This window comes from Acinetobacter sp. UBA991, from assembly GCF_002292065.1.
GTDB classification, from domain to species: domain Bacteria; phylum Pseudomonadota; class Gammaproteobacteria; order Pseudomonadales; family Moraxellaceae; genus Acinetobacter; species Acinetobacter higginsii.
This window is the reverse complement of record NZ_DBBF01000042.1, coordinates 115,225-141,116: the sequence shown is the minus strand read 5'-3', so window position 1 is coordinate 141,116 and position 25,892 is coordinate 115,225. Positions and strand designations below refer to the sequence as shown.

At 41.8% G+C, this 25,892-nt stretch carries 23 protein-coding genes; 17 read left to right on the top strand and 6 right to left on the bottom strand.

The features are described from left to right. Window positions 1–381: 381 nt before the first annotated feature. The gene (locus tag B2727_RS17970) at window positions 382–1,152 is read right to left on the bottom strand and encodes a glutathione S-transferase family protein (protein WP_033133335.1); all 771 of its coding nucleotides are present in this window, start codon (window positions 1,150–1,152) and stop codon (window positions 382–384) included. 358 nt (window positions 1,153–1,510) lie between these two features. On the opposite strand from B2727_RS17970, the gene B2727_RS17965 reads away from it, so the two are divergent. The 7 genes from B2727_RS17965 (at window position 1,511) to ychF (ending at window position 9,142) form a co-directional block, all read left to right on the top strand. Further along, the gene (locus B2727_RS17965) at window positions 1,511–2,722 is read left to right on the top strand and encodes an SfnB family sulfur acquisition oxidoreductase (RefSeq protein ID WP_033133336.1); all 1,212 of its coding nucleotides are present in this window, start codon (window positions 1,511–1,513) and stop codon (window positions 2,720–2,722) included. Window positions 2,723–2,735: 13 nt separating this feature from the next. Beyond that, window positions 2,736–3,959, top strand: a complete 1,224-nt coding sequence (locus B2727_RS17960) for an SfnB family sulfur acquisition oxidoreductase (RefSeq protein WP_033133337.1) — start codon at window positions 2,736–2,738, stop codon at window positions 3,957–3,959. Beyond that, entirely contained in the window at window positions 3,959–5,371 is a 1,413-nt protein-coding gene (locus B2727_RS17955; protein ID WP_033133338.1) for an LLM class flavin-dependent oxidoreductase, read from the top strand. The genes B2727_RS17960 and B2727_RS17955 overlap by 1 nt, the downstream gene beginning before the upstream one ends. A gap of 27 nt (window positions 5,372–5,398) precedes the next feature. Then, entirely contained in the window at window positions 5,399–6,229 is an 831-nt protein-coding gene (locus B2727_RS17950) for a MetQ/NlpA family ABC transporter substrate-binding protein (protein ID WP_005189398.1), read from the top strand. 11 nt (window positions 6,230–6,240) lie between these two features. After that, on the top strand, window positions 6,241–7,311 hold the full coding sequence (locus B2727_RS17945) for a methionine ABC transporter ATP-binding protein (protein WP_033133339.1): 1,071 nt from the start codon (window positions 6,241–6,243) through the stop codon (window positions 7,309–7,311). After that, window positions 7,292–7,951, top strand: coding sequence for a methionine ABC transporter permease (locus B2727_RS17940; RefSeq protein WP_004962596.1), 660 nt, complete (start codon window positions 7,292–7,294; stop codon window positions 7,949–7,951). The genes B2727_RS17945 and B2727_RS17940 overlap by 20 nt, the downstream gene beginning before the upstream one ends. A gap of 99 nt (window positions 7,952–8,050) precedes the next feature. Continuing rightward, window positions 8,051–9,142 carry a redox-regulated ATPase YchF gene (gene ychF / locus B2727_RS17935; protein ID WP_005271118.1) on the top strand — a complete coding sequence of 364 codons (1,092 nt, stop codon included), beginning with the start codon at window positions 8,051–8,053 and terminating at the stop codon, window positions 9,140–9,142. A 51-nt stretch (window positions 9,143–9,193) separates the two neighbouring features. Here ychF and B2727_RS17930 read toward each other — a convergent pair whose 3' ends face one another. After that, the gene (locus B2727_RS17930) at window positions 9,194–10,141 is read right to left on the bottom strand and encodes a GlxA family transcriptional regulator (protein ID WP_033133340.1); all 948 of its coding nucleotides are present in this window, start codon (window positions 10,139–10,141) and stop codon (window positions 9,194–9,196) included. Between the two features lie 102 nt (window positions 10,142–10,243). Between B2727_RS17930 and B2727_RS17925 the strand changes: the two genes are divergently transcribed. Beyond that, the gene (locus tag B2727_RS17925) at window positions 10,244–11,023 is read left to right on the top strand and encodes an alpha/beta fold hydrolase (RefSeq protein WP_033133341.1); all 780 of its coding nucleotides are present in this window, start codon (window positions 10,244–10,246) and stop codon (window positions 11,021–11,023) included. Window positions 11,024–11,126: 103 nt separating this feature from the next. Here B2727_RS17925 and B2727_RS17920 read toward each other — a convergent pair whose 3' ends face one another. Further along, window positions 11,127–11,660, bottom strand: coding sequence for a DUF962 domain-containing protein (locus tag B2727_RS17920; protein ID WP_033133342.1), 534 nt, complete (start codon window positions 11,658–11,660; stop codon window positions 11,127–11,129). A gap of 107 nt (window positions 11,661–11,767) precedes the next feature. Between B2727_RS17920 and B2727_RS17915 the strand changes: the two genes are divergently transcribed. After that, window positions 11,768–12,472: a Crp/Fnr family transcriptional regulator gene (locus B2727_RS17915; protein WP_033133343.1), complete on the top strand. Its 705-nt coding sequence runs from the start codon at window positions 11,768–11,770 to the stop codon at window positions 12,470–12,472. Window positions 12,473–12,676: 204 nt separating this feature from the next. Further along, the gene (locus B2727_RS17910) at window positions 12,677–12,994 is read left to right on the top strand and encodes a hypothetical protein (protein ID WP_033133344.1); all 318 of its coding nucleotides are present in this window, start codon (window positions 12,677–12,679) and stop codon (window positions 12,992–12,994) included. A 64-nt stretch (window positions 12,995–13,058) separates the two neighbouring features. Here B2727_RS17910 and B2727_RS17905 read toward each other — a convergent pair whose 3' ends face one another. Then, window positions 13,059–13,523 (bottom strand): hypothetical protein, encoded by a 465-nt coding sequence (locus B2727_RS17905; RefSeq protein WP_033133345.1) that lies wholly within the window; start codon window positions 13,521–13,523, stop codon window positions 13,059–13,061. A gap of 187 nt (window positions 13,524–13,710) precedes the next feature. Between B2727_RS17905 and B2727_RS17900 the strand changes: the two genes are divergently transcribed. From B2727_RS17900 to dapC, 4 genes are all read left to right on the top strand, one after another. Further along, complete coding sequence (locus tag B2727_RS17900) at window positions 13,711–14,100, top strand: tautomerase family protein (protein WP_033133346.1); 390 nt, start codon at window positions 13,711–13,713, stop codon at window positions 14,098–14,100. 120 nt (window positions 14,101–14,220) lie between these two features. Beyond that, window positions 14,221–15,438 carry a formate-dependent phosphoribosylglycinamide formyltransferase gene (purT, locus tag B2727_RS17895; RefSeq protein WP_171248652.1) on the top strand — a complete coding sequence of 406 codons (1,218 nt, stop codon included), beginning with the start codon at window positions 14,221–14,223 and terminating at the stop codon, window positions 15,436–15,438. 70 nt (window positions 15,439–15,508) lie between these two features. Next, window positions 15,509–18,172 (top strand): [protein-PII] uridylyltransferase, encoded by a 2,664-nt coding sequence (gene glnD / locus B2727_RS17890; protein WP_005189443.1) that lies wholly within the window; start codon window positions 15,509–15,511, stop codon window positions 18,170–18,172. Window positions 18,173–18,197: 25 nt separating this feature from the next. Next, the gene (gene dapC / locus B2727_RS17885; protein WP_033133348.1) at window positions 18,198–19,367 is read left to right on the top strand and encodes a succinyldiaminopimelate transaminase; all 1,170 of its coding nucleotides are present in this window, start codon (window positions 18,198–18,200) and stop codon (window positions 19,365–19,367) included. Between the two features lie 55 nt (window positions 19,368–19,422). On the opposite strand, the gene B2727_RS17880 is transcribed toward dapC, so the two are convergent. Then, window positions 19,423–20,040, bottom strand: a complete 618-nt coding sequence (locus tag B2727_RS17880) for a LysE family translocator (protein ID WP_033133364.1) — start codon at window positions 20,038–20,040, stop codon at window positions 19,423–19,425. 152 nt (window positions 20,041–20,192) lie between these two features. Here B2727_RS17880 and B2727_RS17875 point away from each other — a divergent pair, with 152 nt between their 5' ends. The 3 genes from B2727_RS17875 (at window position 20,193) to B2727_RS17865 (ending at window position 25,172) form a co-directional block, all read left to right on the top strand. After that, a complete protein-coding gene (locus B2727_RS17875; protein ID WP_004807851.1) occupies window positions 20,193–20,645 on the top strand; it encodes an Lrp/AsnC family transcriptional regulator in 453 nt (150 codons plus the stop codon). Between the two features lie 182 nt (window positions 20,646–20,827). Then, window positions 20,828–22,018, top strand: coding sequence for an efflux RND transporter periplasmic adaptor subunit (locus tag B2727_RS17870; protein WP_033133349.1), 1,191 nt, complete (start codon window positions 20,828–20,830; stop codon window positions 22,016–22,018). A gap of 1 nt (window position 22,019) precedes the next feature. Further along, on the top strand, window positions 22,020–25,172 hold the full coding sequence (locus B2727_RS17865; RefSeq protein WP_033133350.1) for an efflux RND transporter permease subunit: 3,153 nt from the start codon (window positions 22,020–22,022) through the stop codon (window positions 25,170–25,172). Between the two features lie 39 nt (window positions 25,173–25,211). Here B2727_RS17865 and B2727_RS17860 read toward each other — a convergent pair whose 3' ends face one another. Further along, a complete protein-coding gene (locus B2727_RS17860; protein ID WP_033133351.1) occupies window positions 25,212–25,835 on the bottom strand; it encodes a LysE family translocator in 624 nt (207 codons plus the stop codon). Between the last annotated feature and the right edge of the window lie 57 nt (window positions 25,836–25,892).

Below are 25,892 nucleotides of genomic sequence, written 5' to 3'. Positions count from 1 at the left end.
CGTTTAACTTTTGACGATGCTGCATGGATAACGCAAACATGATTCCGATAAACTTTTGGTTTATCTTTGTCTCAAAGCCGAAACAAGACCTTTTGAGCAACTGTTCAACTGATCTCCCAATAGTTGAACAACTTGTTTCGATCCCCATCACACCCTGAAACATAAGATAACAAAGCCTTTTTATAATTATTTCCCTCTTTTCAATTTTTTTAAAGTAAATTTGGCAATAATTTCTAATATTTTCTGCTTAAAACGAATTTTCTTTTAAAAACTAATTTTATTCCCTGATTATTTTTTGCTTTATCGATAGTTTTTCAATTTTCTTTCCCATAAAAAAGCCCCGATTTTTATTCATCAGGGCTTTTCGACTCAAAATTTGATTTACAAACCACGCCAATCAACGCGTGCATTACGCTCAGTCGCGTAAATACGCTGAACGTATTGCCCAATCGGTAGGTCTGATAAATAGTCATAATATTGCTTCAGTTCGCCATCAAACTGTTCAATATCGTCATTCTCGAGTTCCCAAGGCGTGCCTTTGATCACCAATAACGGTGCAAGAATAGAACAAACTGAAATATCCGCTAAACCAAGCCGATCACCAACCATATAACGCCCTTGATTATCAATCAAACGCTGATTCAGATCGCTAATTAACTCGGTCATACGTAACTTGGATTGAGCAACTTTTTCAGGGCTCAATTTATAGTTGGTCGAAACCAGACTTTTTAATATTGGTTTCGAAATCTTCTCAAACTGACGTAAATAGCCTTGTTCACCCATCATGATTTCAAGTGGATGATCACCCACTGACAGTGCATGTGCCAATGACCAGCGACGAACATGTACACCAAGTTCATCAGTCAATTTGTCGATTTCTAAAGCTTGCTTACGTAACTGCTCATCACGTCTCAATAACGCATGTTCAGGATAGGTCGTATCAAGATATAAAGCGATTTGTGTTGAATCAGCAACCCACCGCTTATCATCTTTCAGCATTGGCAATAAATATTGCCCAGACTTTAGATAAGTAAACGCACGATGGAAACCTGGAATTAAATTATGTGCCACATAGTCCAATTCCTTATGATCTAACAACCAGCGAGCTTTTTCACAATAGTGGGACAAAGGAAATTGGTATAAAACCCGCATAAACTCTCCAAATTTATTTTTCTACTCGATCAAACATAAGGTTTTCCCTACTTTAGAAGTAAAAGTTAATGAATACAATGTCCTTTTCGTTCGATCTTTTTGAATTTTGGCGAAGTCGCTTTATAAATTTTCATGGTGAGAATATTCCTCTCATTCATAGAAAATAAATTTTTATACTGTTTAATAAACCAGCACAAAATTCAAGTCATTGTTTTATATTAATATTTAATATTAATTTTTCTGTTATTTTTCTCATAAAAAATGCTTAGGAATTATTGTGATATACAAGCCATAACTGATGGTTTAGTTGAAAAGTAAAACTTTTGTAAAGTGTCTCTTATCTATTAGAGGTGCTCACATGTCCAGTAATCAATCAGTGATTCAAGTTCAAACACAACTGATTTCAAATGATCAGCAGGCCATCAATGCTGCCTATCAAGTTGCTGACTTTGCATTAGAAGATCGAAATAATCGAGATCAAAATCGTGTTTTACCCACCGAACAAATCATTCAGTTTAGCCAAAAAGGTCTGGGGGGAATCCGTGTACCGCAACAATATGGTGGTGCTTTTGTCTCCAATAAAACCTTAGCCCACGTGTTTCGTATTTTAAGTAAAGCCGATGCCAATGTTGGACAAATTCCACAAAACCAATTCGGCCTTTTAAATTTTATTAATATCACCGGTTCAGATGCGCAAAAGCAGTTTATCTACACTGAAATTTTGGCAGGCAAACGCATCGCCAATGGTGGACCAGAAAAGAATTCTAAAGACACCAAAGCCATTCAAACCACGTTAAGCTTGGAAAATGGGCAATACTTTTTAAATGGAGAAAAGTTTTATTCGACTGGGACCAGCTTTGCAGACTGGTTAGCGATTCGTGCCTTGCATCCAGATGGCTATACCGTATTGGCAATTGTTGATCGACATGCTGCTGGTGTTGAAGTGATTAATGACTGGAATGGCTTTGGTCAACGTACTACAGCCAGTGGAACAGTAAAACTACGCAATGTTGTCGTTGATCCTGCACTATTTTTTGATGAGCGCATTATTACCGACACTCCAAATGTTCGCGGTGCGTATTCTCAACTTTTACAGGTTGCCATTGATGTTGGTATTGCTGAAGCCGCTTTTGATGACACCTTATCCAGCATTCGTAAAGCACGTCCCATTATTGATGCAGGCGTAGAAAAGGCCAGTGAAGAACACTACACCCTGCAAGAAGTTGGCAAACTCAATATCCTGCTCGATGCTGCCATTTTATTACTGGACGATGCTGCCGAATATCTAGATGAACTTGATCAAATTGCTGAGATTTCTACCGAGCAAGCTGCTCGTGCTTCAATTTTAGTGGCTGAAGCAAAGATCTATGCCAATGATGCAGCCCTGCATATCTCCGAAAAACTACTCGAACTTGGTGGAAGCCGTGCCAGCCTGAGCCAACATAATCTTGATCAGCATTGGCGCAATGCTCGCGTACATACCTTACATGATCCTGTGCGTTGGAAATTCCATGCCATCGGTGACTATTACCTTAATGGTACACACCCTGCCCGCCATGCCTGGATTTAAGGAGCAAATCATCATGACCTCATATCAAGAATTACAAGGTTTTGCCAAAACCAATTTTAAAGCGGCGCATGTTATTCAGAGCGATGCCGAAGCCCTAGAAATTGCGACTCAACTCAGTCAACAGTTTAAACACGCGGCGGTTGAACGTGATGCCAATCGAAACTTGCCGTTTACTGAAATTGAAGCCTATAGTCAGTCAGGTTTATGGGCGATTACGGTACCTAAACAGTATGGCGGTGCAGAAGTTTCCAGCCTAACCGTAGCCAAAGTCATTGCGCTGTTTAGCGGTGCGGATGGTTCAATCGGTCAGATTCCACAAAACCATTTTTATGCATTGGAAGTATTACGCAATACTGGTACGGAAGCGCAAAAGAAACGCCTCTATCAAGAAGTATTACAAGGTGCGCGTTTTGGTAATGCGCTGGCTGAATTTAAAACCCGCACCTCTGCACATAAGCAAACCACATTGATTCCAAGCGAAAACGGTTATCTGATTCAAGGCGAAAAGTTTTATTGCACCGGCAGCCTATTCGCCCATCGTATTCCAACACTAGTGCTTGATGAAACAGGTAATGAGTTTTTGGCTTTTGTACAAAGAGACAGTCAAGGATTAGAACTGATTGATGACTGGTCTGGCTTTGGGCAACGCACCACGGGCAGCGGTACAGTCAAATTTAATCAGGTCTTTGTTACCAAAGAGGATGTGATTCCTTTTGATACTGCCTTTAAGCAGCTATCTTTGGTGGGGCCATTTGCCCAAATCATGCATGCCGCGATTGAAGTCGGGATTGCCCGTGCTGCGTTTGAAGAAACACTAGCGCGTGTGCGTGTCGCCCGCCCATGGATTGATGCCACTATTGATTCCGCTACTCAAGACCCTTTAACCCTATCTGAATTAGGTCGTGTGGCAACCGATGTCAAAGCCAGCGAATTACTCCTCAAACAAGCATCTCGCTCTGTAGATGCTGCAAAACAAGATCTCAATGCTGAGACCTTAGCCAAAGCCTCAATTGATGTGGCAAAAGTACGTGCACATAGTACGGAAACTGCATTAAAAGCCTCATCAAAATTAATTGAATTAGCTGGCAGCCGTGGCAGTCAACGTGCTGATGGGTTGGATCGTCATTGGCGTAATGCGCGTGTACATACCTTGCATGATGCTGCACGCTGGAAATATTACTTTATCGGTAACTATGTGTTGAATGGCATTCTGCCTCCACGTCGGGGGACTTTGTAATGAGTCAAACGACCGCTAAAAAAATCTTGTTAAATGCCTTTGATATGAACTGTGTCGGTCATATCAATCATGGCCTATGGACGCATCCGCGTGATCAATCACATCGCTTTAATGAGCTGAGTTATTGGACCGAATTAGCACAGACCTTAGAACAAGGTTTGTTTGATGGTTTATTCCTAGCCGATATTACAGGTGTTTATGATGTCTATCAAAATGGGATTGAGCTGACTTTAAAAGAATCGATTCAGCTGCCAAGCCATGATCCTTCTACCCTAATTTCGGCGATGGCTTTGGTCACGCAGAATTTGAGTTTTGGTGTGACCGTCAATCTCAGTTATGAGCAGCCCTATCAATTTGCACGGCGATTTGCCAGTCTTGATCATTTAACTCAAGGTCGTTTGGGCTGGAATATTGTCACAGGCTATCTGGATAGTGCCGAACGTTTGATTGGGCAAAAAGGTTTAAAAGATCATGATGCGCGTTACGATCAGGCCGAGGAGTTTTTACAGCTTTGCTATAAATATTGGGAAGGTTCGTGGGAAAATGATGCCTTAAAGAAAGATAAACAACAGCGCGTTTTTACTGATCCGAACAAGGTCCACTCGATCAATCATCAAGGGCAATATTACCAAAGCCAAGGTGTGTTTCAGGTAGCGCCTTCGGTTCAACGTACGCCAACACTCTTCCAAGCAGGTGCTTCACCGAAGGGACTACAGTTTGCCACGCGTCATGCCGAATGTATTTTTATTGGCGGCGATCAACCTGAAAAGATTCGTCAGCAAGTTAATAAAATACGACTACAAGCACAGCAACAAGGTCGAGATGAAGATGCGATTAAAATCTTTGTCGGCATTACCGTTGTCGTCGCGGAAACACATGAACTCGCCCAGCAAAAACTGGCTGAATATCGTCAATATGCCAGCCCTGAAGCAGGTTTAGCACATTATGCCAGTTCAGTCGGTATTGATCTTGCCAAGTTTGCAGATGATGAAGCGATTCCTTATCAAAAGAGCAACAGCATTGCTTCCGTCAATGAAAAGTTTAAAGAACAGCGCATCAGCAAAAATGACCTGAAAGCACAGCATGTTTTGGGTGGACGTTATCCCCTGATTGTAGGGAGTGGTGCTGAAGTTGCGGAATACCTGATTGAACTACTCGATCAAACTGGCATTGATGGTTTTAACCTGACCCGTACGGTTGCACCTGAATCACACCATGATTTCATTCGACTGGTAATTCCTGAGTTACAGCAACGTGGACGTTATAAAACTAAATATGCGACAGGTTCACTGCGGAACAAACTGTTTGCCCAAGGCGATCTTTTAGCTGCAAGCCATCCTGCTGATCAGTTCCGATGTAGAACGCATAACAACGCAGATGACCTAAAAATAATTGAAGAAATTAGTGCTTAACATTTAAGAAAAGAATTGGAGAAATATATGGCTCAAACAGCCTCTAAAAAATGGCTTGGTATTGGCCTTGTCGTCGTTGTTGCGATTATTGCCCTATTGATTTGGAATAAACAAAGACAGAACCATAGCAGTGAACTGGTGATTGGGATCAGTCCTTCTTTTGCCCATCCATTGCAAGTTGCAGTGGATGAAGCCAAACAGCAAGGTTTGAATGTCAAATTGGTCGAGTTTTCCGACTGGAATACGCCTAACATCACTTTGAATCATGGTGATATTGATGCGAACTTTTTCCAGCATCAGCCCTTTTTGGATAATGCCATTAAAGAAACTGGCTTTAAATTAAAGTCATTTGCTGCAGGTGCGGCTTCACATGTTGGACTGTATTCAAAAAAATATAAAAGTTTTGATGAACTCCCGAATGGTGCAACTGTTGCGATTCCGAATGATCCTGTCAATCAAGGCCGTGCTCTATTACTGTTACAACAAGCCAAGTTGATTGAACTGAAAGACAGTAACAATCACCTTTCTGCACTAAAAGACATTACAGCGAATCCGAAGAATCTGAAATTTACTGAAGTTGAAGGCCCGCAAACTGCGCGTGCCATTGATGATGTTGATCTCGCTTTTGGCTATCCACATTACTTACGTTTAGCCAAGACGGCTGATCCTGAAAGTGCCTTATTGTTTGATGACAACACCAATAAACGTTATGCGATTTTATTTGTGGTGCGTGATGATTATCAGGACAAGGACAACAAACTACAGAAATTTGTCGAGATTTATCAAAACTCACCTAAAGTCAAAGCTGCATTGGATAGTGATTTCGGTCCGACTTTGTGGTTCCCAGGTTGGAAATAAGGAGAACAATCATGGTGAGTTTTGGTTCACAGGTCGATTTTTCAGTCCCGCATCTAAAAATACGTGGTTTAAATAAGTTTTATGATGTACAGGGCCAACGCTTACATGCCTTAAAAAACATTAGTATTGATATTCCCAAAGCACAGATTGTTGGGATTATCGGAAAAAGTGGCGCTGGTAAATCATCCCTACTGCGTACCTTAAATGGCTTAGAGTCGATTGATACAGGTAGTATTTTAATTCATCAGCAAAATATTGCTGAACTCAGCCATGCCGAGTTGATCAAAACTCGGCAGAAAATTGGCATGATTTTTCAGCATTTTAATTTAATGTCTGCCAAAACGGTGTGGGAAAACGTAGCTTTACCACTCCGTATTGCGGGTTATGACAAGGCTGAGATCGAACAACGCGTCACCGAGGTACTGACGCTAGTGGGATTAGAGGCAAAGCGAAATGATTACCCTGCTCAATTGTCTGGTGGACAGAAACAACGTGTTGGTATAGCACGAGCCTTGGTTTCTCAGCCCGAGATCCTGCTCTGTGATGAAGCCACCTCAGCACTGGACCCTGAAAGTACCGCTAATATTCTGTCCTTATTGAAACAGATCAATCAGGACCTTGGTTTAACCATCGTCTTGATCACCCATGAAATGCAGGTCATCCAAGAGATTTGCGATCAGGTGATTGTAATTGATCAGGGTGAAATTGTTGAAGCCGGGCAAGTCTGGTCGGTATTTTCCAATCCACAACAACAGATCACGCAGGAATTACTCAACTTTGAACAGGTGAATTTACCCTTTGAGTTGAGCCAAACCATTCTGCCTCAGAGCACGCATCAGATTTTAAAATTGAAATATGTCAGTGAATCGAAATCGGTGCATGATTTATATGAACTATTGGATGGTTTTAATAGTCCAGTTCAGGTGTATTACAGTCAAATTGATAGCATTCAGCAGCGTACCATCGGCTCATTGATCATCGGGATTCGCAATCTCGAGTTTGATCTAAACCGCTCACAATCTGAAAAACATCCAGCAATAACACAACTTGAGGTGATCGGTTATGTACAATCAACTCATTGATCTATTACTGACAGGAACCACCGATACTTTAATCATGGTCGGTGTTTCTGCGATTCTCGCTTTTTTGATTGGTCTGCCAATTGCCTTAATTTTGGTGAGTACTGCAGATTTTGGGATTTATCCTTCCAAGAAAATCAATCAGTCCTTAGGCTGGATCATTAACATCACTCGATCAGTCCCCTTCCTGATTTTGATGGTGGCTCTGATTCCATTTACCCGATGGATCGTCGGCACCAGTTACGGCGTCTTGGCTGCGATTGTCCCCTTAACCATTGCTGCTATTCCGTTCTTTGCCCGTATTGCAGAGGTCAGTCTACGTGAAGTCGATCAAGGGTTAATTGAAGCAGCACAGGCGATGGGCTGTAACCGCAAGCAGATTCTTTGGCATGTATTGCTTCCTGAAGCTTTGCCAGGAATTGTTGCAGGTTTTACCGTGACCATTGTCACCATGATCAGTTCCTCTGCCATTGCTGGTGCCATTGGTGCTGGTGGTTTGGGCGATATCGCCTATCGTTACGGCTATCAACGTTTTGATATGCAAGTCATGCTGGCGGTGATTTTAGTCCTGATTGTTTTGGTCATGTTGGTACAAACCACAGGCGATAATATTGCCAAACAGCTCGATAAACGCAAAGTTTAAGCTCGAAATAAAAATCCGCACTCGCCATGACCTGACTTTGTCATGGCTTTCATGTAAAATCAGCAGCAATTTTTAAATAACACATTTGTGAGTGGTTTCATGGGTTTTAATTGCGGTATTGTTGGTCTGCCAAACGTAGGTAAATCTACATTGTTCAATGCATTAACAAAGGCAGCGATTGCAGCTGAAAACTTTCCGTTCTGTACCATTGAACCGAATACAGGTATTGTCCCTGTTCCAGATCCACGCCTAGACAAACTTACAGCGATTGTTAAACCGCAACGTGTTATCCCGACCACGATGGAATTTGTTGATATCGCAGGTTTGGTTGCTGGTGCATCAAAAGGTGAAGGCTTGGGTAACCAATTCCTTGCCAATATCCGTGAAACAGATGCGATTGCACACGTGGTTCGTTGTTTTGAAGATGAAAACGTGATTCACGTAAATGGTAAAATTGACCCATTAGATGACATCGCAACCATCAATACTGAACTTGCACTTGCGGACCTTGATACTGTTGCAAAAGCGTTATTACGTTTAACTAAAGCGGCAAAAGGTGGCGATAAAGAAGCGCTTGCAACTAAAGCAGTGTTAGAAAAAATCCAACCTTTACTTGATGAAGGTAAACCAGCGCGTGCAGCTGACCTTTCTGATGACGAACGTAAAGCCGTTCGCGGTTTCGGTTTAATGACGCTTAAACCAACCATGTATATTGCCAACGTGGCAGAAGACGGTTTTGAAAATAACCCACATCTTGAAGCGGTAAAAAAACTTGCTGCTGAAGAGAATGCGATTGTTGTACCCCTTTGCAACCAGATCGAAGCTGAAATTTCATTATTAGAAGATGAAGACCGTGCTGAATTCTTGGAAGCGATGGGTATGGAAGAACCAGGCTTAAACGTGGTGATTCGTGCAGGTTATAGCTTACTTGGCTTACAGACTTACTTCACTGCGGGTGTACAAGAAGTTCGTGCTTGGACTGTGAAAGTTGGTGCAACTGCGCCACAAGCAGCGGGTGTGATTCATACTGACTTCGAAAAAGGCTTTATCCGTGCTGAATGTGTGGCATATGATGACTTCATTCAATATAACGGTGAAAGCGGTGCCAAAGAAGCAGGTAAATGGCGTTTAGAAGGTAAAACTTATATCGTTCAAGATGGCGATGTTTTACACTTCCGTTTTAATGTATAAATCAATGTTTTGATTTCCAAACCGCCAGTAACGATCTTATTGGCGGTTTTTTTATTTTAGCCATTGGCTTGGGGTGCAACCTGTTATTTTGTTAAATACGCGGATAAAGAAACTGACATTTTCATAACCCACTAGATAGGCAATCTGCTGTACATTCATCTCAGAGGTTAATAATAGTTTCTTGGCCTTATCCACTCTCACCTGCTGTAAATATTGATTAGGTGAAATCTGTGTCGCTAATTGAAACCGCCGTTTTAAATTTCGCTCACTAAAATTAAACTGCTTGGCCAAATCAGCAATACGATTTTCCTGAGGAAAGTTGATATCAAGCCAATCTTGCACCTGCAACACCGCTTCATCACAATGATTACGAAAATTTGGCAGTACAGGATTGAGTTCTTGTGGAGCGTGCATTAACAAATGACTGGCACAGAGTTGTGCAAAATAATCCCCTTTCTGTTGTGCCACAATGCCCAGCAAAGCATCAAACGTTCCAAGCAATGTACCTGTCGTATAAATCTGCTCACTTTGCAAATAATTTCGATTGGCAGTAAAGGAGCTTTGAGGAAACAACCGTTTTAGTTCTCTCAGAAACGCCCAATGGGTCGCAAGCAGGACATGCTGCAATTGTTGAGTAGCCGCCAAAAAATAAGCAGCTGTTGTGAGCGCGAGAATTGGTGTTTGTTGCTGTATTTGACTTGTAAGCCAGTCGACCAAGTCATTATTTTCTTCTTGGATCTGAATAAGCCGATTCCCTTCAAAACTGGGAAGAATGACTAAATCATAAGTTGTCTCCCTTCTAACTTTGTCATCGACTTCGATACTTGGACCACTGGCACTTGTTTTGGCTAAACCATCTAGACTGATCATCTCAACTTGATAGCTTTCGGCTAGACCTTGCCGGATTGATAGTAAATTAACGACATGAAAGAAATCTTTCAGCATCATCACACTCATGGCCCAACACCCATCATAGACAATAATGGCGATTTTTTTCATTTTAATGGCACGATCAGACTATCCTTATTCACGATTATAGCTATATCAGATCAATCGTTTTTTATTATTCTTTGATCAATTTAGACACTTGGCTCAACTACAATGTCACTTTTACATAGCACAGAACAAATACTTGCGATAAAGCATGCACATGTCTTTCTAAAAATATGGCAGCCACAATACACAGATAATAAAATTCCAATCCTATTACTTCATGATTCTCTGGGCAGTGTGCAACTCTGGCGGGATTTTCCAGAACAACTTGCGATCGCAACCCACCGAACCGTGATTGCCTATGATCGTTTGGGCTTTGGCAAATCTGATCCTATTCTCTCTAAGCTATCTCATCATTTTATTCAACAAGAAGCCGAAGTGATTATTGAACTTTTAAATCAACTTGAAATACCACAAGTGATTGCACTTGGTCATAGCGTCGGTGGTGGTATGGCGGTCAGCTTTGCAGCACAAAATCCTTCACGATGTACAGCAGTCATCACGCTTGCAGCACAAGCCTATGTTGAACAGGAAACACTGGATGGTATCACTGCGGCTAAAAAAAACTTTCAACAACCTGAACAACTGCAACGCCTAGAAAAATATCATGCTGAAAAAGCACAATGGGTTTTAGATGCTTGGACAGAAACATGGCTTTCTGCTGAGTTTCGAGATTGGTCATTACAATCAGATTTACAGGCAGTCTCCGCTAAAATGCTGATCATACATGGCGGGCATGATGAATATGGCAGTGTAGAACAACCCAAACGATTGGCCAAATATACCCACGCTGAAACGTATATTATCTCCCAGTGTGGACACTTCCCTCACCGAGAATATCCCGAATTAGTCATCGAAACGATTCAGAAATTTATTGCTCAACTTTAACCGTTTTCAAAAGCGTACTGATATCACTCGCTATAAGTGCTCTTTCATCCAAATAAAAAAAGCCGACTCATCCTGATATCGGCTTTTACATCAAACTGACGACTTAAGATACCGTCTGCGGCTTCATATCCATTTCAGCACGTTTGATTTGGGCTTCTTTTAAAATGCGCTGATGCAACGGCTTACGGAATCCGAGCAAGAAGATAAACTCTGCCAATACAAATAATGGCCCGATGGCTAAACCAATCACATCATCAACAAAGGCTGGTTTTTTCTTTTCAAAATAATGGCCCACAAATTGGAATACCCAACCCACCACAAAAATACCAATACTCGCACCTAGCCAACTCCACATTGGTAAAGCCGCAATTTTCACAGCCAATGGATATGCCAAGACAAATAAAATCAGCATCAAAATACCGAATAACTTATCCAGTGAAATATAATAAATACTGCTTAGAACGATAAGCAACATGGCCAAAGTGATTGAAAAGCCCGAAATTTCTACGCCAGCACGCGCTGTTAAGCACAGAATAGAAAAAACAATTAAGGGAATTCCCACAAAATGGGTCACAACATTATTTCGATCTAAGTGATAAGCCGCATATTGACTAAGTAGACGTTCCAAATTTGTCATTGTTCATTCCTCATATAATTCGTTTATGCTGTTAATCTATAAGAAATATTGCAGCGAAGTTGTCATGTAGCTGACAAATGGATTTATTTTTCTCAAAGGAACCCGTTGTGCTAGATTCGATTTATATCCAACATTTGCAGCAAAACTCATGGTTTAGCCACCTAGCCGAGCCTTTTCAAAATTTTATTATTGAACATGGCAAGAAACATATCTTCGAAAAAAATGCAGCCGTTTTTAGTGCGCAAGATCGATTTGATGGGGTTTATGGCGTATTGGAAGGCTCAATTAGCTTGGGTTATATCGACGTCAATGGCAATGAAGCGATTGCTGCAATTGCGGAACCGATCATGTGGTTTGGTGAAATTTCCCTCATCGACCAGCAACCCCGCTCACATGATGCGATTGCATTAAAGAAAAGCGTGGTGCTGCAAATACCAGCACAACCACTCAATGATTTCTTGCTGCAAAATCCGTATTACTGGTACTACTTTGCCCTGCTGACCAGTCAAAAACTACGCTATGTATTTTTAGAGCAAATTGCGATTCAAACCCAAAGCATTACCCAGCGCCTAGCACAACGCTTATTGTTTATTTTAGAGGGTTATGGCAATCGTTCCTTTATTCAGGATTTTAGTATTCAAATCTCTCAAGACCAATTGGCCAATATGTTGACGGTATCTCGACAAACTGTAAATCAAGAGCTCAACCTGTTTGAAAAGCAAGGCGTCATTCAGCTTGGTTTTAAGAAAATCGAAGTCATTGATTTAGATCGGCTTAGAAAATTGGCAACAGTCGGTCACCTAAAAACGTAAGTATAATGTCTTGTATTTTAAATGGATAAGCACAGCATTTTTTTGCAATATGCTTTTAAGCTTAAACATAAATTAAAAGATAAACTCTCACTATAAAATACTACTGATGCCCTAAAATATTTCACAAAATCAGTCTGCTTTCTTGTCTTGAACACGCATACATTAAAGCTAAGCACTATCGCTTACCCGATGCAGATGACAATCATGAGAAAAATTGCAACGATTTTAACAGCAGGCCTATTTACAGTACTCAGCGCTAGCGCATTTGCCTGCCCGAAAGGAACTCAAATCCAAGGTGGTACCGGACCAAATCACAAAGGCGGTAAATGTGTTGCAACAAGTGTGGTAAAAACCAAGAAAGAAGCAACCAAAGCAACAGATACTGCAAAGCATGACATGACGAAAATGAAAGATACTGCGAAACACGATGCGATGAAAGCAACAACAGATACGAAAAAAGTGGCCAATACCACAGCAACAAAAGCCAAACAGGAAGCAGCAAAAACGGTCAAAACCTCATAAGCGTTTGATGACTTTAACCATAAAAAAGCGAGATAAAATATCTCGCTTTTTTATTTGTATATTCTTACTTAGGTGAAGTATTGCCTAGCGCGGGATTATCAATTGCATCCTTACACTGTGCTTTATCACGCTCGTAATCAGCCTGCTTCTGAATTGATGCATTGGCATTATCTTTTACATCACGTGCCCAAGTATCCAAACTGGTCAATGCTTTACGACACAAGGCATATTTCCCTTCAGTCACGGAATCGGTCATTTTGACATTGATACGCCAATCAGTACTGAGCTGACGCAATGGTTTTCTGACTTTTTCTTCAATATCAGTCACTTGTTTATTATAAACAATCGGATCGATGTCATTGATCAACTTCCATGCTGTATTGGCATAGGTGGTGGCATCATTATTAAGTTTCGGCGCAGGTTTGATCTCGACCTTTTCTTTTGGCTCATTATTTGAGTTTCCGCAAGCAGCCAATAAATATGCACTACACAACAGGATTGCGGTTACACGAGAGTTTGGATTAGACATAGCAAATCGCCGATGAAACATTTGGACATTATGCTAGTCAATTTGGGAATAATTCTCAATGCTTGTTACTTATTTACCCAGCAGAATGCTTTTTATTCTAAGTAATTGATTTTATGATTTTGTTCAGCATACTGTCAGACTTGTCCATCTATAAAAAATTAAAACTTCAAGAAGGAAGAAATCAACAATGTCGCAAATCAAGATTTATGCCTTACAAACCACTATTGAACAGTTTAGAAATCAACTTTCTCATGCCGTACATCAAGCACTAGTTGAAAGTTTGAACTATCCTATCGAAAAGAAATTTCAGCGTTTTATTGCGCTAGCGAAAGAAGACTTTATCTATCCCAATGATCGGAGCCAGCATTATCTAATTATCGAAATTTCGATGTTTGAAGGCAGAAGCACTGAAGCCAAAAAACGTTTGATTCAAAGTATTTTCACTTATATTCAACAACAATGTGGGATTTCAGCACAAGATATTGAAATTACAATTTTTGAAACACCGAAATGCAATTGGGGAATCCGCGGTCAACATGCAGATGAATTACAACTGAATTATCAGGTAGATGTGTAAGCAGCCAAATCGCAGATGAAGTGCAATTTTCTGTCTAACAAAAAGCAGGTTTTTTGTTTCAGATTAGCTTAATTCCACAAAAAGTTCTGCTATGCTTAAACGCAAATTACTCAGGATAGGATTATTCGCATGAGCGTCACTCTTGGAACTCCACTTCAATCTTCTGCATTTAAGGTTTTACTGTTAGGTTCTGGAGAGCTAGGTAAAGAAGTTGTGATTTCTTTACAACGCTTAGGTGTCGAAGTTCATGCTGCAGATCGTTATGATCATGCACCTGCAATGCAAGTCGCACATTATGCTTATACCCTGAATATGGCCGATCCAGCCGAATTAAAACAACTGATTGAAAAGATCAAACCCAATTTAATTGTTCCTGAAATTGAAGCCATTGCTACAGAAGTTTTGGTTGAAATTGAACAAAGCCAAACTGCAACGGTGATTCCATCTGCAAAAGCAGTTAACCTCACCATGAACCGTGAAGGCATTCGTCGTTTAGCCGCTGAAGAACTCGGCCTGCCAACCTCTGCTTATCGCTTTGCCAATACCTTAGAAAGCTTCCGTGCTGCATGTGATGACATTGGCTATCCAAACTTTGTAAAACCTGTCATGTCTTCTTCAGGTAAAGGTCAATCTCGTGTGAAGAGTTTTGATGAAGTGGATGCTGCTTGGGATTATGCAATGCAAGGCGGCCGCGTCAATCAAGGCACTGTGATTATTGAATCGCAAATTGATTTTGATTTTGAAATTACCTTGCTTACCGTCCGTGCTAAAAATCCAGAAACAGGTGAAATCGAAACACATTTCTGTGATCCAATCGGACACCGCCAAGATGCGGGTGATTATGTCGAGAGCTGGCAGCCGCAACAGATGACGCCTGCTGCGCTGGAAGAAGCAAAACGCATTGCCAATAAAGTCACTGTTGCTTTAGGCGGTTGTGGTATCTTCGGTGTAGAGCTGTTTATTAAAGGCGATAAAGTTTGGTTTAGTGAAGTTTCACCTCGTCCTCATGATACCGGTCTAGTCACTTTAGCTTCACAATTCCAGAGTGAATTTGAATTGCATGCCCGTGCAATTCTCGGTCTACCTGTCAATACAGCACGTCATAGTGTGGCTGCAAGTGCAGTGATTTATGCAGGTGTTGATGCTAAAAACTTGAGTTTCACTGGCTTGAATCTTGCTTTAGCAAATCCAAACACAGACTTACGTCTATTTGGCAAACCTGAGGGCTTTAAACGTCGCCGTATGGGAGTTGCAACTGCTCGCGCTGAAACAACGGATCTTGCACGTGAATTGGCACAGCAAGCCGCAGACCAAGTGAGTGTACAAACCAACGCTTAAGATGACCTTAGGTTATTATCATCACAATTTCCCCTCTTTTTAGAGGGGCTTTGATAGAAGACCCAGCTTTATGATCAAGACCTCTCCTTTGTTGAACTACGTCACTAGTCTTCATGATATTCAGGCCATTAACCAATGGCGTACGGATGTAGAAAAGCAATTACAGGAGAGCTATGAAAATGGTCAACCTATTCGTGAAGTGATTGGAGCGCGCTCAGACTCGATTGATGAAGCCCTGATCTTTCTTTGGAATCATGCAGGCTTAGATCAAACAGAATTGGGCTTATTTGCAGTAGGCGGTTATGGTCGCCATGAAATGCTGCCCTATTCAGATACCGATATCATGATTTTGTCTGAGGATGAAATCAGTGAAGAACAAGAAAAACTGATCTCGACTTTTATTTCTTCTTTATGGGATGTCGGCAATTTCAAACCGGGGATCAGCGTTCGTACCATTCAAAACTGTGTTGAACAAGCCATTAATGATTTAACTGTTGCGACCACCTTGATTGAAGCTCGTCTCATTACTGGTAATCAGCAACTGGCAAAATGGCCACGCCGTATCGTTGCGCAAACATGGACAGATCAAACCTTCTATGATGCCAAAATGGTTGAACAAGCCAAACGTTATGCGCAACACAACAATACCGAAAGTAATTTAGAACCTGATATTAAAAATGCCCCAGGGGGTATTCGCGATATCAATCAGATTGGCTGGATTGCCAAACGTCACTTCCGCGTCAATCGTATTTATGATTTGGTGCATTTGGGTTTTATCACTGAATTTGAATTGGGTGTACTGGAAGAAGCCGAAAGCTTTTTATGGGAAATTCGTACCCATTTACACCGTTTGGCCAAACGCGATGAAAACCGTTTATTGTTCGAATATCAACGTGATATCGCTGCAAAATTTGGTTATGTGCGTGAAGAAGGTCAGCCTGTTAATTTTGCTGTTGAACAGTTTATGAAGCGCTACTATCGTACCGCGCAGCAAGTTTCAACACTGAATGAAATGCTACTCGCCTATTTCAATGAATCAGTGATTACCCCACGTCTACCTGATTATGAACGCCATATTATTGATATTAATGAACGTTTTAAAATTGTCGATGGGAAATTGGCTGTTCAACATCACAAAGTATTTTCAGAAGAACCAATTGCCATCTTAGAGTTATTCTATTTATTGGCAAATCGACCTGAAATTACCGGTATTCGTGCCCGTACCTTGCGCCTGCTGGTACTTGCGGCAAAACGGATTGATCAGCGTTTCCGCGATAATCCAGAACATCAAGCACTGTTTATGTCGATTATTCGTTCACCACATTTATATGACACCATGGTGGCAATGAAACGCTATGGTGTATTGGGCAATTACATTCCTGCTTTTGGACAGATTACAGGCTTGATGCAATATGACCTGTTCCATATTTATACCGTCGATGCGCATACTCTGTTATTGCTGCGCAATTTAAGTCGCTTTAAAGAACCTGAGTTTGCTAAAGAATTCCCAGTGGTCAGTTCTGTATTCCAGCGTATTGCCCGTCATGACATCGTGTATATGGCTGCAATTTTCCATGATATTGCCAAAGGTCGTGGTGGTGATCATAGTGAACTTGGTGCGCTGGATGCGATTGAATTCTGCCGCACCCATGGCTTTACCGAGCGTGAATGTAAGTTGGTGGCATGGCTGATTAACAATCACTTATTGATGTCTCTTACTGCACAGAAAAAAGATATTTCTGACCCTGATGAAGTCAAAGACTTTGCCGAAAAAGTCGGTGATATGGAGCATCTCGATTATCTTTATACCTTGACGGTTGCTGACATTAACGCAACCAATCCGAAACTGTGGAATACATGGCGTGCATCCTTGATGCGTCAGCTCTATACCTACGCACGTGATGTGATTCGTTCAGGCTTAGGTCGTCCAGTTGACTATCAAATGCTGATTGAAGATACCAAATTTGCTGCCAGTGAACTCCTGGTCAATGACTTCTCTCTCGCTGAAGTTGAGAAAGTCTGGCAAGAGCTGGGCGATGAATACTTCGTCAAAGAATCAGCCAATGAAATTGCTTGGCATACCCAAGCAATTTTGCAACACGGCGATAATCCAGAACCTCTGGTCCTATTGCGTGCGCATCGTAATGCTGCTGATGATGCAGTTCAGATCTTTATCTATACTCGTGATCAACCGAACTTATTTGCTACCACGGTTGCGGTACTAGATCGTATGAATCTTGATGTTCAAGATGCACGTATTATCACCGCCTCAACTTCATTCAGCTTAGACACTTATCTGGTCCTTGATCGTTTTGGTACTTTACTGACTGATCCAGATCGCGAACGCAAAGTGAAAGCCGCTTTGGTCGATGCATTGAGTCATTCGGATCAATATCCAGGGATCATGCAACGCCGTATTCCACGTCATTTGCGTCATTTTGATGTGCAAAATACTGTCGATATTGTCCTAAACCCAACGCTACAGCAGCATATGGTTGAAATCTCAACCCTCGATCATCCTGGTCTGTTGGCGCGTATTGGTGGTTTGTTCATGTTGCAAGGTTTGGATATCCATTCTGCAAGAATTGCCACACTGGGCGAACGTGCAGAAGATATTTTCTTTGTCACCAAGAAAAATGGTGTCTTGCTCACCGATGAAGAAGTGAAAACTTTTGCGGAAAGCTTAAAAGCCGCTTTAGATGAAGCATCGAATCAAATTTGTAATCCATCTTAAATTTTATTGTTTGGTAACTGTTTAAATGAACTCTAGCTTGTCGTTATTGCATCCCTATCCTTTTGAAAAGTTAAATCAACTTTTTAAAGATGTGCAACCTGCCAATTTACCGTTGATTCCTTTATCAATTGGTGAGCCTAAACATCCTGCACCAGAGTTCGTTAAACAAGCGATTATTGATAATTTTGCTCATCTATCGACCTATCCAAACAGTAAAGGTCTGCCTGAGTTGCGCCAAAGCATTGCACAGTGGCTCATCAATCGCTTCAAGTTGAATCATATTAGTGCAGAGGATCATATCCTGCCTGTTTCTGGTACACGTGAAGGTATTTTCTCTTTTGTACAAGCTTTGATTAAGCGTGAAGATGCACCGTATGTGGTGATGCCAAATCCGTTTTATCAGATTTATGAAGGTGCAGCCCTGCTTGCAGGTGCAAAACCCTATTTCATTAACTGTACTGAAGAAAATGGTTACTTAGGTGACTTTGATGCAGTTCCAGCGGAAGTCTGGGAAAAAACAGCATTACTGTTTGTGTGCACACCAGGTAATCCGACAGGAACAGTTCTATCAAAAGAACAGTTTAAAAAGTTAATTGCCCTGTCTGATCAATATGATTTTGTAATTGCATCGGATGAATGTTATTCGGAACTTTGGTTTGACCAAGCACCAATCGGCCTATTAGAAGTTTGTGCCGAAATGGGACGTGATGATTATAAAAATTGCATCGTGTTCCATTCACTTTCTAAACGTTCAAACTTACCGGGCATGCGTTCTGGTTTTGTTGCAGGTGATGCGGCTTTATTAAAACCTTATTTGCAATACCGTACTTATCACGGCGCTGCAATGCCAGTACAAAATCAATTGGCATCTATTGCAGCGTGGAATGATGAAGCACATGTTGAAGAAAACCGCCAGCAGTATCGTGCTAAGTTTGATTTATTCCAGTCTGAACTCGGTCATTTATTACCTTTACAAAAACCAGATGCGGGTTTTTATTACTGGTTAAAAGTGGATAATGATGAAACTTTTGCCAAGATGTTGATGGAAAAAGCGCATATCAAGGTTTTACCGGGTCGTTATTTGTCTCGTGATACAGAACAAGGCAATCCAGGCGAAGGTCATGTCAGAATGGCACTGGTTGCCGATTTGGCGCAGTGCGAAGAAGTTGTGAAACGACTCAAAGCCATTCTATAAATAAAAAAATCCCCGAATATTCGGGGATTTTTTTATTTATGAAAAGACTTAAGTTTTAAATTTGCCCAATAAATAGGATTGCTGCGATGAGCATCATCAATCCACCCGAAATACGGCTAACAAATTTTACTGCACGCGGTCTGCTTCTAAGCAATTTATTGGCTGCTATCCCCACAAACATATACACCACAGCACAGCTAATTAAGTGAATTAATCCCAGAAAAATAATTTGTACGGTTGGTGAAAATGCCATTTGTGGATGAATAAACGGTGGCAATAAGGCAAAAAATAACAGCAAGACTTTTGGGTTTAAGCCACTAATCCCCACTCCTTTAATCAACCATGAACCTGCTGAATCAAGCGATTGCGTGGCATCGGTCTCAGTTGAAATGGTCGCTGGATGTATAAATAGATTGATGCCCATCCATAACAAATAACAAGCACCCATGATCGTCATCACAGTAAGTAAAATCGGATAGTGTTGCACCAAAGCGCCCACACCTGCTGCCACACATAAGATCGCCATGAGATGCCCAAACACTAAACCAGTGACGGCATTTAGAATAAATTTACCTTTGATGCCTGCAAGAATGACATAAGCCCAATCGGCGCCAGGTGTTAATACGAATAAGATCGAAACGCACCAAAAAGCAAAAATCACACTAAGTTCCATAAGCAAAGCCCTTCCCACATCGACAATACGACCTTTGATCGTTTTCTTTTTCACCATTTGGTGAAGATTGTTGAGAAAGGATATGCTTTAATGGTGAAAATGTTATTCCAAATACTTCTATATCTTCAAAGCCCAAAGGGAGATTCTTCTAAATGGATCGCATTGATAAGAAAATTATTGCTGAACTACAAGCAAATGGGCGATTATCTATCACAGAACTGGCAGAAAGAATCGGTCTAAGTCTGTCGCCTTGTCATCGTCGTGTTAAAGCATTAGAAGAAAGTGGTGTGATCAAAGGTTATCATGCTGATCTAGAAGCTTCAAAAATCGGCCTTAATTTCTCAGCGATTATCTTCGTCACTTTAAAAGATGGAGATAAAAAAGCACTTTCTAGCTTTGAAGAAAAAGTCATTGAAATTGCCAATGTGATTCAGGCACAACGATTATTTGGAAATCCAGATTATTTACTGCATGTGGTTGCTAAAGACTTGGCCAGTTTCCAGAAACTCTATGATGACAGTCTGTCTGCCTTACCCAATGTCCAGCGTTTGACCTCAACCATTGTCATGAAAAATGTGGTCTCCAATCGTTTACTGCCACTCTAAAGCAGCAGTTCGCCTTTATGACAGCATAAAAGTGTGGAATTGAAGCGGTTCAAACTTTTCCTAAGCTAAAAAGTCATAAACCTAAGCGACTTTATTAATTTTTTTATCTGTCTATGGGCTATTGAGCAACTGTTGAAATCTTCGTCTATACTTAGCCATCAAAACTTGATGACTATGGAAAGATGACTTCTCAAACTCCCAAGAAAATAAAGAAAAAGGGTTGGCTCATTTTAGCAATTGCGGTTGTACTTTTAATTATTGCAGTTGTGGTTTGGCAGACTGGAACTGCTAAAAAATCAGTGAATCCTGAAAAAGCTAAAAACGCAGATACCACTGAACAAAAAGCCGCTTTAACTGTAACAATTGTTCAACCCCAACAACAAAATTGGGAACAAACCTTTACTGCTAATGGCAACATTGCGGCATGGCAAGAAGTGGTGATTGGCAGCGAACTCTCAGGCCAGCGTCTTACCCGTGTGAATGTCAATGTCGGCGATGAAGTGCGTCGTGGTCAGGTCTTAGCTGAAATTAATAGCGAAACCATCCGTGCCGATTTGGCAGCAGCCAAAGCCAGTTATGCAGAAGCTCAAGCCGTACTGACTGATGCGATTACCAACAATAAACGTATTCAGCAACTAAAAAATACAGGCGCAATTTCAGCACAAGAGTCTACTCAGTATCAAACCTCTCAAGCAACAGCTCAAGCGCGTCTAGATGCAGCCAAAGCACAAATTGAAAGTAACCAATTACGCTTAGCACAGACCCAAGTGGTTTCACCTGACAATGGTGTGATTTCAGCCCGTACAGCAACGGTTGGATCTCTTGCACAAACAGGTCAAGAGCTGTTCCGCTTGATTCGAGACCATCGTTTAGAATGGCGTGCCGAAGTGACCACATCGGATTTATACAAGCTTAAACAAGGTATGACCGCACATATTGTTTCACCTGACCCAGCCCAACCTGCTGTAACAGGTAAAGTCAGAATGATTGCACCTGTGATCGATCCACAAACCCGTTATGGCTTGGTCTATGTGGACATTCCAACTACTCAAGCTGTGCGTATGGGCATGTTTGTTAAAGGTGAATTTGATTTAGGTCAGAAACTCGCATTGACGGTTCCTCAAACAGCCCTACTGTTGCGTGATGGTTTTTCCTATGTCTTTATTGTCAATGACAAGAATCGTGTCACCCAACAGAAAGTCATTGTAGGTCGCCGTTTGGGAGATCGTGTCGAACTCTTGAATTTACCAGCGAATGTAAAAGTGGTTTCTTCAGGTACAGGTTTCTTAGCTGATGGCGATCTGGTCAGTATTGCCAAAGACATTCCAGAGACACCACTTAGCAAACAACTTGTGACCACACAGGAGAAATGACATGAATTTCTCCGCTTGGTCAATCCGAAATCCAATTCCTGGCATTCTGTTATTTATTATGCTGGGTTTGGCAGGATTGCTCTGTTTTAAATGGATGAAGATCCAACAGTTCCCTGACATTGAACTACCCATGGTCACTGTGACAGCGGCATTACCCGGAGCTGCACCACCTCAGCTTGAAACCGAAGTCGCACGTAAGATTGAAAACTCGATTGCAACTCTGCAAGGTTTGAGAAATCAGTACACTAACATTCAAGATGGTGTTGTCACTGTCACAGCGGAGTTTCAATTAGAAAAACCTCTACAAGAAGCTGTGGATGATGTGCGCAATGCCGTGTCACAAGTTCGTTCCGATCTACCTGCCGATCTACGAGATCCAATTGTCAGCAAGATCAATCTTTCAGGTTCGCCAATCCTGACTTACACCATCCAATCGCCAAAGATGGATGAAGAAGCACTGTCATGGTTTGTAGACTATGATATCGCCCGCGCGATGTTACAGGTTAAAGGCGTTGGTGCGGTTGCTCGCGTTGGTGGCGTCACACGTCAGGTTGAAGTCGAACTTGATCCTGAAAAACTATTGGCGCTGAATGCAACTGCAACCGACATTACCCGTCAACTACGTTTGATTCAGCAAGATGCTTCTGGCGGTCAAACCAAAATCGGGGGTAGTGAACAATCCATCCGCACCATTGCGACAGTAAAAACAGCTGATGAAATAGGTGCAATGGATATTGCACTTAGTGATGGTCGACATATTCGTTTGGATCAGGTTGCAACTGTTCGTGATGGTACGGCTGAACGGCGTTCCGCTGCACTCTTAAATGGTCAACCTGTGATTGGCTTTGAAATTACGCGAAGCAAAGGTGCCAGTGAGGTTGATGTAGAAAAAGGGGTTGTCGTCGCATTAGATAAACTTAAAGCCGCACATCCCGATATAAAAATCAACGAAGCCTTTAACTTTGTAAAGCCTGTTGAGGATAACTATAAAGGCTCGATGTCACTGTTATATGAAGGTGCGATATTAGCGATCTTGGTGGTGTGGCTATTTTTACGTGATTGGCGGGCCACCATCATTGCTGCAACTGCCCTGCCATTATCGATTTTACCTGCTTTAATTGGCATGTATTTCTTTGGTTTCACCCTCAATACAGTGACGCTTTTAGCCATGTCATTGGTGGTGGGTATTCTGGTCGATGATGCCATCGTTGAGATTGAAAATATCATACGGCATTTACGTATGGGGAAAACGCCCTATGAGGCGGCCATGGAAGCAGCCGATGAAATTGGTCTGGCCGTGATTGCCACCACCTTCACATTGATTGCCGTATTCCTACCCACTGCGTTTATGAGTGGTATCGCAGGTAAATTTTTCGTTCAGTTTGGTTGGACGGCGGCTCTTGCGATCTTTGCCTCACTGCTTGTTGCGCGTTTACTCACCCCAATGATGTCTGCCTATATTTTGAAACCATGGGTCGGTAAAGTTGAACAGCAAGATGAATCAACAACCGTAGAAACTGCCACTGACCAAGGTACAAGCAGTCTAGCCAAAGACCGTGCTAAAGACGGCAAAGTTATGCGTGGCTACATGCGTTTGGTGACTTGGTGTCTGAATCATCGCTGGATCACTTTAGCTGGTGCAATTGCTTTCTTTATCTGTTCAGTTATGCTAATTCCATTGCTACCTACAGGTTTTGTCCCACCACCCGATACAGGACAAACGCAAGTTCGTTTGGAGCTTACCCCGGGTTCACAGTTTGGAGATACGCTTAAGACTGCCGAATATGCACGTACGCTGATTAAAGATCATCCTGAAATTAAAAGCATCTATACCACGATTGGTGGTGGTGCTGCGGGAACTGATCCATTTGCAGGTGGTGCATCAAGTGAACCGCGCAAAGCAACGCTCACGATTCAAACCACGGAACGTTCTGATCGTAGTGCTAGCTTACAAGACATTGAAGATCAACTACGCCAACGCCTTGCACCACTTCCGGGTGCACGCATTCAGGTTGGTTTAGCGGGTAACAACAGTCAATACCAACTGGCTTTATCAGGTGATGATCCAGAGGCCTTAATGGCAACTGCACGTCGCCTTGAACGCGAATTACGTACCATCCCGAATGTAGGCAGTATCACCTCGAGTGCAGCCTTGATCCGTCCTGAGTTAGTGATTCGCCCTGATTTTGCCAAAGCGGCTGATTTAGGTGTGACCACTTACGATATTGCTGAGACTTTACGAATCGCGACCGCGGGTGATTTTGATCAAAACCTTGCGAAATTGAACTTATCTCAACGCCAAGTGCCTGTTGTAATTAAACTGCCACTGGCTGCCCGTCAAGATCAAGAACTCATGAAACGCTTGATGGTGAAAGGTAGTCGAGGTCCTGTGATGCTCGGTACCATTGCAGACGTCAATATCGAAAGTGGTCCATCACAAATTGACCGTTTCAACCGTTTACGTAACATTAACTTCAATATTGAATTGAATAATCAACCGTTGGGAGATATTGCTGCCAAAGTTGATCAACTACCGACGATGAAGAATTTACCACCTACGGTGAAGCGTACCAATATTGGTGATGCTGAAGTGATGCAGGAATTGTTCTCTAGTTTTGGTTTAGCAATGCTCACAGGTGTACTGTGTATCTACGTTGTGTTGGTGTTGTTATTTAAAGACTTTTTACAGCCAATTACCATTCTGGTGGCCTTACCTTTATCCCTCGGTGGTGCATTCGTGATGCTGCTTTTAGCAAAAAGTAGTTTCTCAATGCCAAGTTTGATTGGTCTGATTATGCTGATGGGGATTGCCAGTAAGAACTCGATTCTACTAGTCGATTACGCGATTATCGCAAGGAATGAAAAGCATTATTCACGATTCAATGCCCTACTCGATGCCTGCCATAAACGGGCACGTCCAATTATCATGACCACGCTAGCAATGGGTGCGGGGATGCTTCCAATTGCACTCGGGATTGGTACCGATCCGAGTTTCCGTGCACCAATGGCAATCTCAGTCATTGGTGGCTTGATTACCAGTACCTTCTTATCGTTATTGGTGATTCCTGTGGTATACACCTTTATCGATGATATTAATCGCAAGATCCATAGCTTTAGGAAGACACCACATCAACCTATTGAACCCACTCAATAAGCTTGCATAAAAAAGACGGTCATTTGACCGTCTTTTTATTTAATACATGATCAGTACCAGCATCAATAACAAAAAACTGAGTCCTGCTAAATAATATAAATGGCGCAGATGCCGATTTAACCACGACAGGTAAATACTTGAACCGATCAATTGAACAATAGCGAGATTCCAGATCAACACTAACCCCACCATCCAGAAACACAACAAAGTATTTTGAACAAAATTATATTGCGGATAAATCAAGATCACCAACACGCTATAGAACATCAAATTCTTCGGGTTCAACACACTGGAAAGCAATCCCGATAGAAACGCCTTCAGGTAAGCATTATTGTGCGGTTGATGAACACGTTTCTCATCAAGTTGATTGACCCTCTGTGCCGATTGAGCCAAACGGAAACATTGAATCGCCAAATATGCAAAATAAACAACACCCAACCACTTCATGAGGATGAATAATTCGGTATTCACCTGACCAATGATAAATAGACTCAAATAAATGCTGATCAATATGATGGCATTCCCAAGTGCGATGCCTGCACAGGTGAATCTTGCAGCCTTTTTCTGGCTCTGTATCAAGGTCTTTAAAATTAAAAAGAAGTCTGCACCAGGTGTCAGTAATGCAATAAAATGCGTGATGGCGATGGTTAGAAAAAGCTCCATAGATGCTCTCCAAGTGAATCGGAGTCAGCTTAGAAAAGTGCGGTGCTTTGTTCTTGT

Coding starts and splice junctions, on each gene's coding strand:
- B2727_RS17910 (WP_033133344.1), top strand. CDS start 12,677: ATGAGAAAAATTGCAACGATTTTAACAGCAGGCCTATTTACAGTACTC.
- B2727_RS17950 (WP_005189398.1), top strand. CDS start 5,399: ATGGCTCAAACAGCCTCTAAAAAATGGCTTGGTATTGGCCTTGTCGTC.
- glnD (WP_005189443.1), top strand. CDS start 15,509: ATGATCAAGACCTCTCCTTTGTTGAACTACGTCACTAGTCTTCATGAT.
- B2727_RS17930 (WP_033133340.1), bottom strand. CDS start 10,141: ATGAAAAAAATCGCCATTATTGTCTATGATGGGTGTTGGGCCATGAGT.
- B2727_RS17865 (WP_033133350.1), top strand. CDS start 22,020: ATGAATTTCTCCGCTTGGTCAATCCGAAATCCAATTCCTGGCATTCTG.
- B2727_RS17905 (WP_033133345.1), bottom strand. CDS start 13,523: ATGTCTAATCCAAACTCTCGTGTAACCGCAATCCTGTTGTGTAGTGCA.
- B2727_RS17900 (WP_033133346.1), top strand. CDS start 13,711: ATGTCGCAAATCAAGATTTATGCCTTACAAACCACTATTGAACAGTTT.
- B2727_RS17925 (WP_033133341.1), top strand. CDS start 10,244: ATGTCACTTTTACATAGCACAGAACAAATACTTGCGATAAAGCATGCA.
- dapC (WP_033133348.1), top strand. CDS start 18,198: ATGAACTCTAGCTTGTCGTTATTGCATCCCTATCCTTTTGAAAAGTTA.
- B2727_RS17945 (WP_033133339.1), top strand. CDS start 6,241: ATGGTGAGTTTTGGTTCACAGGTCGATTTTTCAGTCCCGCATCTAAAA.
- B2727_RS17960 (WP_033133337.1), top strand. CDS start 2,736: ATGACCTCATATCAAGAATTACAAGGTTTTGCCAAAACCAATTTTAAA.
- ychF (WP_005271118.1), top strand. CDS start 8,051: ATGGGTTTTAATTGCGGTATTGTTGGTCTGCCAAACGTAGGTAAATCT.
- B2727_RS17965 (WP_033133336.1), top strand. CDS start 1,511: ATGTCCAGTAATCAATCAGTGATTCAAGTTCAAACACAACTGATTTCA.
- B2727_RS17970 (WP_033133335.1), bottom strand. CDS start 1,152: ATGCGGGTTTTATACCAATTTCCTTTGTCCCACTATTGTGAAAAAGCT.
- B2727_RS17875 (WP_004807851.1), top strand. CDS start 20,193: ATGGATCGCATTGATAAGAAAATTATTGCTGAACTACAAGCAAATGGG.
- B2727_RS17860 (WP_033133351.1), bottom strand. CDS start 25,835: ATGGAGCTTTTTCTAACCATCGCCATCACGCATTTTATTGCATTACTG.
- B2727_RS17870 (WP_033133349.1), top strand. CDS start 20,828: ATGACTTCTCAAACTCCCAAGAAAATAAAGAAAAAGGGTTGGCTCATT.
- B2727_RS17955 (WP_033133338.1), top strand. CDS start 3,959: ATGAGTCAAACGACCGCTAAAAAAATCTTGTTAAATGCCTTTGATATG.
- B2727_RS17920 (WP_033133342.1), bottom strand. CDS start 11,660: ATGACAAATTTGGAACGTCTACTTAGTCAATATGCGGCTTATCACTTA.
- B2727_RS17940 (WP_004962596.1), top strand. CDS start 7,292: ATGTACAATCAACTCATTGATCTATTACTGACAGGAACCACCGATACT.
- B2727_RS17880 (WP_033133364.1), bottom strand. CDS start 20,040: ATGGAACTTAGTGTGATTTTTGCTTTTTGGTGCGTTTCGATCTTATTC.